The organism is Desulfovulcanus sp. (assembly GCF_982781345.1).
On record NZ_CEYAEZ010000179.1, the window covers coordinates 1 to 1221 of the forward strand.

Annotated in this window: 1 protein-coding gene; it reads right to left on the minus strand. The window is 41.5% G+C overall.

The genetic code is table 11. The features are described from left to right. The coding region (locus tag AC3WVG_RS12070; protein WP_488798365.1) for a hypothetical protein at nt 1-1221 on the minus strand (1221 nt) is incomplete at both ends.

Genomic DNA, 1221 nt, shown 5'->3' on the forward strand with positions numbered 1-1221 from the left:
CGCTTTCAATTCTGAATGCAAACGACCTACCTCTAAGCCGAACAAATACCTGATCCGTAAACTGCTCAATGGGAACAGAAGCCGTTTTAGACACGGTGCTGGCATCAGATGATAAGTAATTTCCCCCCGGAAAGTTCCTTACCTTCAATGTCATAGTAGCACTAGGCTCTGGATTGGTGGAGTTTCTAAAAGTAACATCTGGTATCATTCGTCGCATAAATACAAACTGCTCACCTTCTCCAAGGTCCATTTGGCTTGATTCAATATAAGCGCTGATTCCACTTGCAGGACTTGTACTACCATCGTCAAAGCCAACTTCATGAAAGTACAAGTAATGATCTGTTGCTGCTGCAATTGGATCACTATTTACGCCACGATCAAGCCAGAATGTACGAGACAAGTTTCCATAATACCATATTTTTTGATCATAATTATATGTTACATAGCGATCATTTTCGTTACTTGATGATGAAGGATAAAACCAAGTTACCTCTGAAAATGCCGTATTTGTTGAGGCAACTATTTTTTCCAACTGGTCATTATTAATATCACTAAACACATAATCTCTTACAGAGCATGGCAGGCGCTGCACCGCACCACTATAAACATAAAACTCTTCCGCACCCATCCAGAATACATTGTCCTCTACAGCGATTGCAGATAAAGGCCCAGCAATTGTGATGTTTGTAGATATTTCGTTTATACCGAATGTAAAAGGAGGCCCTAAAAATTGCATGGCGTGTAGTGAAACATCAGTAAAAACAAGAACTTGTTGCCTTGTTTCTATAGCCGTAACAATCTTTGAACCAGCGCCAATCCGTAAGTCTCCTGCTGTATTTGTCACAAGAGACTGCCATTCAGTTATATTCTCTTGATCAGAAAATCTTATAAGCAATGGGTCTTGAACTCCGGGTGCTAGCTCTGAATCACATGCGAAAGCGATAACATGACGGTCACGATCAGAAACAAGAACTTGCTTTGCTATTGTAGGAACTTTGTTAGCACCCGCTACATCAGACAACTCAACGGCTCTAGTAGCTAATCCATTTGTGTTGTCCCAATAATATATACCGCCATCACGCACGTTAATTAACAGGTCTTCACCAAAATTATCGTGCGACCATATACGAAGCGTTTGACCAGCAACAGACAAAGATGTCGAGCTTCCCCATGTTCCCCGACCCCATGTTCCTGCACCCCAACCATTTCCAATAATAGTAG